The organism is Desulfosporosinus acididurans, from assembly GCF_001029285.1.
GTDB lineage: Bacteria > Bacillota > Desulfitobacteriia > Desulfitobacteriales > Desulfitobacteriaceae > Desulfosporosinus > Desulfosporosinus acididurans.
Window position 1 is genome coordinate 1 of the sequence record NZ_LDZY01000034.1, and the last position, 9,716, is coordinate 9,716.

6 protein-coding genes and 1 pseudogene are annotated in these 9,716 nt (G+C 37.9%); all 7 read left to right on the forward strand.

The annotated features are described in order from the left end of the window. A pseudogene (locus DEAC_RS24405) lies at window positions 1-203 on the forward strand (IS110 family RNA-guided transposase); the annotation flags it as partial. Between the two features lie 433 nt (window positions 204-636). Beyond that, window positions 637-1,854, forward strand: coding sequence for a ParB/RepB/Spo0J family partition protein (locus DEAC_RS21620; RefSeq protein WP_047812160.1), 1,218 nt, complete (start codon window positions 637-639; stop codon window positions 1,852-1,854). Next, on the forward strand, window positions 1,847-4,417 hold the full coding sequence (locus DEAC_RS21625) for an SNF2-related protein (protein ID WP_047812161.1): 2,571 nt from the start codon (window positions 1,847-1,849) through the stop codon (window positions 4,415-4,417). Before DEAC_RS21620 ends, DEAC_RS21625 begins: the two co-directional genes overlap by 8 nt. Window positions 4,418-4,621: 204 nt before the next feature. Next, window positions 4,622-4,834 (forward strand): PC4/YdbC family ssDNA-binding protein, encoded by a 213-nt coding sequence (locus DEAC_RS24750; RefSeq protein ID WP_047812162.1) that lies wholly within the window; start codon window positions 4,622-4,624, stop codon window positions 4,832-4,834. A gap of 201 nt (window positions 4,835-5,035) precedes the next feature. Further along, complete coding sequence (locus tag DEAC_RS21635; RefSeq protein WP_047812163.1) at window positions 5,036-8,134, forward strand: AAA family ATPase; 3,099 nt, start codon at window positions 5,036-5,038, stop codon at window positions 8,132-8,134. A 332-nt stretch (window positions 8,135-8,466) separates the two neighbouring features. Then, entirely contained in the window at window positions 8,467-8,931 is a 465-nt protein-coding gene (locus DEAC_RS21640; protein WP_047812164.1) for a hypothetical protein, read from the forward strand. 353 nt (window positions 8,932-9,284) lie between these two features. Next, on the forward strand, window positions 9,285-9,716 hold a 432-nt coding region (locus DEAC_RS24415), incomplete at its 3' end, for a DUF6431 domain-containing protein (protein WP_242847247.1).

A 9,716-nucleotide genomic window follows, 5' to 3' on the forward strand; every position in this document is an offset into this window, starting at 1 on the left:
AAAAAAACGCAGAGTTTGCAGAGATACACAACTACTACACAACAAGGATCAAGAATACCCCTGAAGAAGAAACAATCACTAATTGCCCTTAAAGCTGTAAACTAATTCGGGTGTTCTATGCAATATTAACAAAAGGTACAGAATACGATCCAGAAAAGCTAATTAAGGACATTCATCGTCCAGTTGAGCATTTAGCAGCGTAATTAGAATAGCAGCGAAACCATAAGAAACAAACGATCTGTGGGTTAAAGCGTCACCACAGAAGCGAGCAATCCAGGTAACCTAGCAAAACAAAAGAGCTGGTAGTCAGTCGCATATTTTTCCATTAGAGCAAGGACTCGGTAGAGGAGCATAACTGACACCCAATCATGGATAGGTGGAACGAAGGAATTTAGGGCAGATTTATAATCTTGACCCTGTTAGACATGGGAGGTTTACCACCGTGAGAATCATGGGTTTACAACGGCCAACATATCCACAAATAGTAGACGTTGGCTTTGCCATATCCAATTTCTCCGAATTAGACATTTTATGCGAATTCTATCCGTGGTGAGCTAATTTGGTTAGCTAGGAATTCTATGAAAATACGAGATATCTAAAGAAAATATCAAGATATTATAGGGAGGCATTATTTAAATGAACTTACTTAAAGAGGGCATTGAAAACAGATTTGTTTTTCCAACAACATCGACAAAAAAGCTTTCGGTAGATAATCACATGCAAACTTATACCGTATATAAAATTCGGCTGGATCAGCTGTATTATAATGATCAGAACGATCGCATTGCTACTTGGATTAGTCAGTATAAAGCGGAAAATGGGATTATGCATATGGACACAGACGATAAAAAACAATATAACCGGATCATTCAAAGCTTTATTACCGAAAGCAATCCAGAAGCATTGAAAAAAACGCAAAACAATATCGAGCTCATTGGACAGCAAGAGTCTGGAGTCGTTTTGACCGACGGCAGAATCATTGATGGTAACCGGCGCTTCACTTGCTTGCGCAATTTGGAACAGAAGACCGGAAAAACACAATACTTTGAAGCTGTTATTTTAGAGCACGATATTGCTCACAATGCTAAACAAATCAAAATGCTCGAATTATTGCTTCAGCATGGTGTGGACAAGCCTGTTGACTATAATCCGATTGATCGACTGGTGGGTATATATAATGATATTGTAGAAAATAAACTTCTTACAGTACGGGAATATGCTAGCAGCGTTAATCAAACGGAAGCGGATATCAAGCGAGAGGTGGAAAAGGCAAAATTAATGGTAGAATTTTTGGAGTTCATCAACGCCCCGAAACAGTTCTACTTAGCTCGCACCATGAATCTCTCCGAATCACTAAAAGACCTATACAGTATGTTAAGCAAAGTGAAAAATGAAGATAGCCGTGAGGACTTGAAAAATAATGTGTTTGCTCAATTACTTATGGCTCCAGTTGGAGATACAAATAGATATATAAGAAAAATAGGTAAAATTGCATCAAACACCAGACTTCTGGATGAATATCTTGCTGAACAATCAGATTTGACAGAAAAAGTTTGCGATGCTGTAGAGCAGTACCCAGTTACGACTGAAAAAGTAATCAATGAACATATTCGTGCAAAGAAAGAAATTCAATCAGAGTTTGCCAGATCCACTGAAAAGTGGGTCAGTAAAGCTGACGGTGATGCCAGCCGAAATCGTCCTGCGCAGCAAGCTGAAAAGGCTTATGAAATGCTTGATACCATTGACATAAATATCTTCAAGAAAATGTCAGATGAGCAAAAAGATGATATCCGCGAAAAGCTGGATTTGGTCCAACAAATATTAGATAGCATTAGGGGAGAACTCGATGTTTAAGGATCTTTCGTTAAAAGCAACATATTCTTCTTATGAAGATGATGTTGGCGCTTTATTCTATACCCCAACTTTGCGTGAGTGCATCAGTTATGACAGGGCTACTGCGTATTTTTCAGCTAAAGCACTTGCCAACTATGCAAAAGGTCTGGAAGTGTTTGCACGTCGAGGAAACAAGTATCGCATGATTGCTTCTGCGGAACTATCAGAATATGACTATCGGCAAATCAAAGAGGGATACCAGTTGCGGGAAGAGGTCAATCAAGGACTGTTAGGAAAGCTGAGAGAAACTCTTTCTCTTGAGGAAGAGCGTAATATCTCTAATCTTGCCTATTTGATCTCACTTGAGATTATTGACATTAAGATTGCCTTTACTCGCGAGGGGATCTTTCACGACAAATTCGGCGTCATGGAAGATGAAGTAGGCGATGTGATCTGCTTTCGAGGATCAAACAATGAGACTACGGCGGCTTATAATACTAACTACGAAGCGTTTGACATTACCTGCAGTTGGCAGGCATCAGCTTTCGATTACTCCAAAATCACCAAAAGCACAGAAACATTTGAAAAGCTTTGGAATAACAAAGTCGAAAATATCCTCGTCTGTGATATGAGCCAAGCCATTCACCAAGAAATTGTTTCGCACAGCAAAGGGATGGTCATTATCGACAGTGCGCAGCTTGAGCCAAATTGTCTCCTTTTGGATTATGACGATGGATTAAAGCTTGACATCAAGGTTGAACCTTCGCTTCTTTTAAATAATGCAGTTTATAAGTTGCGTCTCAAGGGTCGATATGTTGATTTAGAACGGAGTAACGACCATATTATTCGTTTTAAAAGCAATTTAACTTATCCAGCTTACAAGAGAATCATTCGCATTTTGGAGCAAGATGCCCAAAGGCGAGTCTATCGCTTTTTTACCACGCAACGGCTGCGTGATTATATCGCCAGCCGAGAAATGTATATTGAAAGGCGAGCCAATGTTGGACTTTCCATAAAACATCAAGATCCTATTGTGCGAGCACAGTTTGCTGAATACAAAATGGTTGTCGATTGCGCTTTTTATAGACAACTTCGAGACAAGCAAATGTGGGATTCGTTTTTCATGTGTACCATGAAAAAATCCAGCAACTTCTCTGTCCCTGGATCAGGAAAAACGGCATCCGTTTTAGGTGTATACGCATACTTGCAAGCAAAAGGTCGGGTTAAAAGAATTGTTATGGTTGGGCCCAAAAATTCTTTTGGCTCTTGGGTTGATGAATTCAAATCCTGCTTCGGCACGAAGCAGCAGGTTCAACTATTTAGTATACAAGATCCAAGTTATCGATCTACCAAAGAGAAACAGCAAGCCATTCTATATGATACGGGAAATAAAAATCTTTTGTTGTTTAACTATGAGAGTATAGGGACTTACTTGACAGAAATTAAAAAACTAATTGATACAGAAACATTGCTGGTGTTTGACGAAGTACATAAAGTGAAAGCTTTGAATGGCAGGCGCGCTTCTGATGCACTTGAAATATCAAAGGATGCTTGCTATATAGTTGCACTTACAGGAACTCCTATACCTAACTCATACACCGACATAAGGAACCTATTGGACATTCTTTATCACGATGAATATGCTGATTTTTTTGGATTTACCGTTCCACAATTGAAAGACCCAAGTCCAGAGGATATTTCCGTTATTAACCAGAAACTACAGCCCTTCTTTTGCCGCACTACAAAACAGCAATTACAAGTGCCAGCTACAAATCCAGATGCTTTTATCCAAGTATTGGCCAGCAGACCTGAAAACGAATTGTTTCATATACTGCTGATAAAGTACGCAAAGAATAAACTTGCCCTAATCATTCGTCTTTTGCAATTGGAGTCCAATCCACAAATGCTATTAAAGTCACTTGACTTGTCGGAGTTTTCGGATATTCTAGATATTTCTGGCGAGATAGAGCAATTTGATTATGTGGATTTTTCCGATGATGTGGTTTCTCTCATTAATAAAATCGAAACCACAAAGAAATTTGATGCCTGTATAGAAGTCGCATTACAGCTTCATAGAGAGCACAAATTGGCAATAATTTGGTGCATTTTCGTTGATTCTATGATGAATATTAAGGGGGCTTTGGAGACAGCGGGGGTTCGAGCGGCCTGCCTCTATGGGGCAATCAGTATGGAAGATCGTCAGGAAATTTTATCAGCATTTCGCAAAGGCAAGCTTGATTTCTTAATTACTAACCCACACACCTTGGCAGAGTCTGTTTCTTTGCACAGTGTTTGCCATGATGCAATATATTTTGAGTACAGCTATAATCTTGTACATCTCCTGCAGTCGAAAGATCGTATCCATCGATTGGGGCTGCCAAACAATCAGTACACCCAATACTTTTTCGCACAGGAGATATTCTCTACCAAAGATGGAGATCTATATTCGTTGGATGAAAAGATATATCTCCGTCTAAAGGAAAAAGAGCAGATTATGTTGGACGCGATTGAAAACAACACGCTTGAACGAGGTAATACACCGGAAGAAGATTTAGATATTATTTTTTCTACCTACCATGCTTAAGGCTTTATGACATTCAGGTTTTACAAGATCTTACCGAACGGGGCTTGTATATTTAGAAGTATGATTTGGCGATGTCGAGTCAATGTTTAAGGATTTCTGTGGATTTCGGATAGCCTATATTGAACGAAGGTTAGCTCTTGGTATGGGGATAGTTATGTCTAGGCCTAGTAAGTATTTGCTCATAGTAAAGGTGCGGTGTTTGGGATGGCCTATTTTGATATCGTTAGAAGAACGTTACCTGCTGGATTGTCCGATCTGGTTGATTGGGTTAAAGGGATGACCTTTTGGAATGATAAAGAACTTAAGTACGATATTCGTGAATGGTCGTCGGATCATTCGAAGATGGGGAAGGGAGTAACATTGACTTCAGAAGAACTAAAGACTTTGAGGGATATGCAGGTTGGACTTTTGATTTAAAATAATATAATTTAGAGCATTGCAATTATTGTATGCCAAGTATGGATGTTAATTGATCTAGCCTTGGCTTTTCTTTATATTGAGATTATTTTACGCCCAGGAAGGAATATAATGGATCAAGTCGAAATCAGATGGAAATAGAAGATAGTGATAATTTGTTTTAGCGTGTCTAAATTACTGAGTTTCTTCTGGAGGTTTGATATGAGTGATAGTGCATCTGCTGCAAAACGAGAATTTTTCAATTGGGTAGCCTCTCTCGATGGAGAAACTTTAGTAGGTTATGAGAAGAAGCTACTAAATATCCTTGTCACAAACTTCGATGAATTGTATGTTCTGGGAAAATCAGGTGGCCAAAGGGCAAAAAGGCTAGCTCAAATTATTGAGTCAACTGGATTTTCACAAGGTGAAGATATACCGGAAAATGTTAGATTATCTGGTGATGCATCATCATTGATTAAAACTATTTATGAAATGAAGATTGGTCCTTTTCGGGGCTTTAATACTGAAGAGACCTTTGAGTTTGATAAAAAGTATACTTTCATATATGGACCCAATGGTTCAGGGAAGTCCAGTTTCTGTGAGGGGCTTGAGTATGGGCTACTAGGAGAAATCGAAGAATCTCAGGTCAAAAGAATAGGTATTGCTAACTATATCAAAAATGCTCAATCAGGTATTGGACATCGCCCCATAATATATGGGATAAAGTCAGATAATACCAAATGTGAAGTAACGGTGAATACATCAGCCTATAGGTTCAGTTTCATTGAAAAAAACCGTATTGATGCATTTGCTAGAATTTCAGCGACAACCCCAAAAGACCAGCTTTCTCGAATATCATCCCTTTTTGGTTTGGATACTTTTAATGATTTTGTGAATGGATTCACGGATGAGTTTGATGGTCGATACATTAAACTTGAGAACATAAAACAAAAAGAATTTGATGAGGAGACTAGGAAACAAGAGGTCAGTAAAAATCGTCTTAGGGAAATAGAAGAAATGATTACTAAAATTCCCGAAGAAGTTAAGCCATTAATTGAGGATATTGGGGACGATCAGATTATAGATCTGAACATGCTAATTAAGTACTTGTCAGGAGAAGATGGCTCATCCGGCGTCATTGGCGAGCTACAGCAGGCTAAAGCGGAAAAAATTATGTTAGATCTTGATATAAAGCCTATTAATAGATTAAAAGAGACATATGGTAAATTAGTAGAGGATATGTCTGAGCTCCATAGACTGCGTGAAAAATTTGCAGCGCTTTCATCCGAGGTTAATTATAAAGATCTTTACAATGCCATCTCGCTCATCAGTATAGATGACACTGCTGATAAATCTAAATGCCCAGCATGTAAGACCCCTATTAGTGAAGTGCAAGTAAATCCTTTTGAAAACGCAAAAGTAGAATTAAAAAAAATGGAGCGCCTCGGAGTTTTGCAGGATGATATTTCCAAGTTGTGCAGAGGGATAAGTAGTCTTGTTAGAAAGATAAATCTAGAAATTATTCAATCAAATGCATTAAAGATTACTGTTGCGGACAATTCATCTCACTTTATTCAACTTACAGAGTTTGATTTTACGGATATATCCTGCATAGCAACTTGGAAAGATAAACTCTCCCTTGAACTTGATAGAATTACAGCTTCTTTGCCCTCATTAACACAGTTGACTACACTGATTGAAGCATATAACGAGGAACTTAAAAACAAACGTAGTAGAAAGGCAAATGTAGATAGTCAACTCCTGAAAATCCAAATAATTAAGAACAAAGCAGATAATATTATCGCGCGACTGACAATGCTAAATGAAGAAAAGGTTAAAATAAATGAAAGTAATCGGGAGTTTTTAGCTCAAAATGAAGGTAGACTTCAGGAAATTAAACAGTTCCAAAATTCAATTGAAATGAATTTATCGTATAAAAAAGCATATGATAGTCTTCTTCAAAAGCTAAGAGACTATAGAGATAATTTACCAATAAAATTAGTAAACGGATTAAATGAAAGAACTTTAAGTTTTTATAATATCATTAATGATCATGATCCATCTTTTGAAAAGTTTGAGTCACTCCAATTACCCATCAAGCCGAATGAGAAAATATATATCAAATTTGTAGGTGATTCAAGAACATTTGATGCTCTTCAAATTCTAAGTGAAGGACATATTAAGACGTTGGGATTATCTCTATTATTAGCAAAAGCTGTTTCTGATGACTTGGGTTTCATAATCTTTGATGATATTGTCAATGCGGTCGACGACGATCACCGTTCAGGAATCGCACGTTTGTTGCTTGAATGTCCAGATATAAAGCATCGACAACAAATAATAACTTGTCATGGTGAAGAATTCATAAAGAAACTATCTCATATACTAGGGGCTTCCGCGGCTTCTAAGATGGTAAAGTATTATAAATTTGAACCTTTAGACAATGTCGATGAACGGGGAATAGTAATTTCTGTTGGCGATTCTAAGCACTATTTAGTTCGAGCTGAAGAAGCCTGTCTGAAAAACAATTTAAAGGATTCCTTAACATACTGCAGAAAAGCAGTAGAGATTCTTTCTACACAACTGTGGAGGAAATTGGGAAAATCTTTTTCTGTGAATTTGTCTGTGAAGATGCGGCAACCAAACAGTATGCCTGACTTAGCATCTGTGGTCGATGCTCTAAACAGTGAAATTAAAAAAATAGCCTTGGAACCGGAATCGAGACTTAATGAAAATATGAAGTCGCTGAAAGAGCAATTTAACTGGGCTCTATTAAATAAAGGTACACATGAACAAGAGAATTTACCAGAATTTGAACGTAACGATGTAAAAGCATTAATCATTCTTTTAAAGGAGATTGAACAAGAAATATTGACATTAAAGGTTCAAGTTTCAGCTACTACTGACGCAACAAATTTGATTGAAGAGCCTCATACCAGGAGTGGAGCTGGAACTGAATCGTATGCCAAAACAAAAGAAAGTTTCGTATTACACGACGAAACTTCTTCTAAATCAGAAGACAGTCTTCCTGCTGGCCATGAGAAAAGAAAATCTGATTCAAAGGTCCCTGAGGCAAAAGTACTCAAAGAGTTATCTGATCTGATGAAAAATAAGAATGAACCATTTGATGTCATTAGATATTTTGAAGGGCAGGGATTAGAGTTGACAGATAAGCGTGCAAACGGGGGAGCATTATGGGTGGTGGGTGGTTTTGAATTAAACGAACAGATGAAAGAAGTGGGCAAGAAAGGTTATAGATTTATCTATTTAGAGAAGGGTGGTAGAGCTACTAAGCATCGACCAGCTTGGTATTGTAAATAGAAAAGACATAAAAGCTTAATTCAAACTATCCCTATTTTACCTAGAATCCCTAAAATCAAATATTTCGGACGACCATTTTAGGTATTGTAGGTATTTTAGGGATAGGGTAGGGTCTGATTAAAAGAAGTTCATTGAAGTAAAAACGTATTCATTTGTTTCGAAATTGTCTATAATGCGAATGTGAAGATTATAGGGAATCGACGAAAACGAGAGTAAAACGGACTTTTGCATTTTAGTTAAAACACGCTTCCAGCGTGTAAAAAAGTACGAATCGAAAACACTTAGATTGTCACATTACATCTGTTTATTAATATCAAGAAGGAGTGAAATGAATGGTTCTAAATAATATAAAAGCTTTTTTACTGCATTTAGGCTTAGACGTCATGGTACTGTTCTTTTTTTCCCCTATAATGGGCAAGTTTTTTTCTTCGTCCACAGTGGTACCAAGATTATTTGGGCTATTATCCGTAGTGTTATGTATTTGCCTAGGATTGTTATTAACTCCAAAAGGTACAAAATATAAGAACTTTTTATCCTGTATATTACCAGCTATTATTGGGCTTTTGGTATGGCTTTATTGTTATGTCAATTGGCCGGACAGTTTTAATAGCAACGATCCATCAGGATGGCGACTGGTGTATGCTTACTACACATGTGACTCAAATTGGATGGTTGGTTTCTTGGACAATACCGGCCGCCTATTTTATAATGCAAACTTAGCACCCCTTTTCTCATTTATACCGTCTTTCTTGTTATTTATTGGTTTAGAATTAAAGGCTAGAATTATCAAAAGGTGATGTAATTTATGATAATTCGGTTGTCTACTTTACGGAACCTTTTTTATAAGACTCTAATCGCACGGATCTTCGCTATGATGTTTTCGCTAGCATAAAATGACTGAAAGCTGACGGTATTGCCTGTCCATAAGTTGACGGATATAATGACCATATCTATAGAAAGGAAAAGGATGCCTTTGTTAACGTAAGCCTGCGCCAACAGGTTTACCAAAGGCATCCCCCCAAAAATAGCATGGTTATTGTATCAAATTATGAGCTCATTGAAAACCCTCAAACTGGAGTTTTTTGTTAGGTGTACAGAATCTGTTCCTTGTCCTTGCTGTGGAGAACAATTGAGCGTGATCGGAAGTCGGATGCGGAAAGTAAAGAACAGTAACGCACAACCCAGAGTATTGATCATCCGTAGAATGCGTTGTGTAAACTGTCGGCGAATCCATCATGAGTTACCAGATTGCCTGGTACCCTACAAACGCTATGAATCGGCCTGTATCGAAAGCGTTGTTTCAGATCGCCCTGGTCTTTCCGACGTTGCAGCAGATAATTCAACCTTGTATCGATTACGGTTCTGGTTTGCCGCTATTTACCCGTACTTTCTCAATTGTTTAAATACCATTGCAATTCGTCTTGCACAAGGCCGAGTGAAGGAGCCGTCCGTCCCAACACTTTCTGTACATCAAAAAAATTCGGATGTTACGTTGAACCGACACCCGGTTGGCTGGCGAGAATTGTCCGCCCTATCGTCAATGCAANTTATGGATACATACCCGTTTGGCATTTTTGTCCGT

Coding starts and splice junctions, on each gene's coding strand:
- DEAC_RS21620 (WP_047812160.1), top strand. CDS start 637: ATGAACTTACTTAAAGAGGGCATTGAAAACAGATTTGTTTTTCCAACA.
- DEAC_RS21625 (WP_047812161.1), top strand. CDS start 1,847: ATGTTTAAGGATCTTTCGTTAAAAGCAACATATTCTTCTTATGAAGAT.
- DEAC_RS24750 (WP_047812162.1), top strand. CDS start 4,622: ATGGCCTATTTTGATATCGTTAGAAGAACGTTACCTGCTGGATTGTCC.
- DEAC_RS21635 (WP_047812163.1), top strand. CDS start 5,036: ATGAGTGATAGTGCATCTGCTGCAAAACGAGAATTTTTCAATTGGGTA.
- DEAC_RS21640 (WP_047812164.1), top strand. CDS start 8,467: ATGGTTCTAAATAATATAAAAGCTTTTTTACTGCATTTAGGCTTAGAC.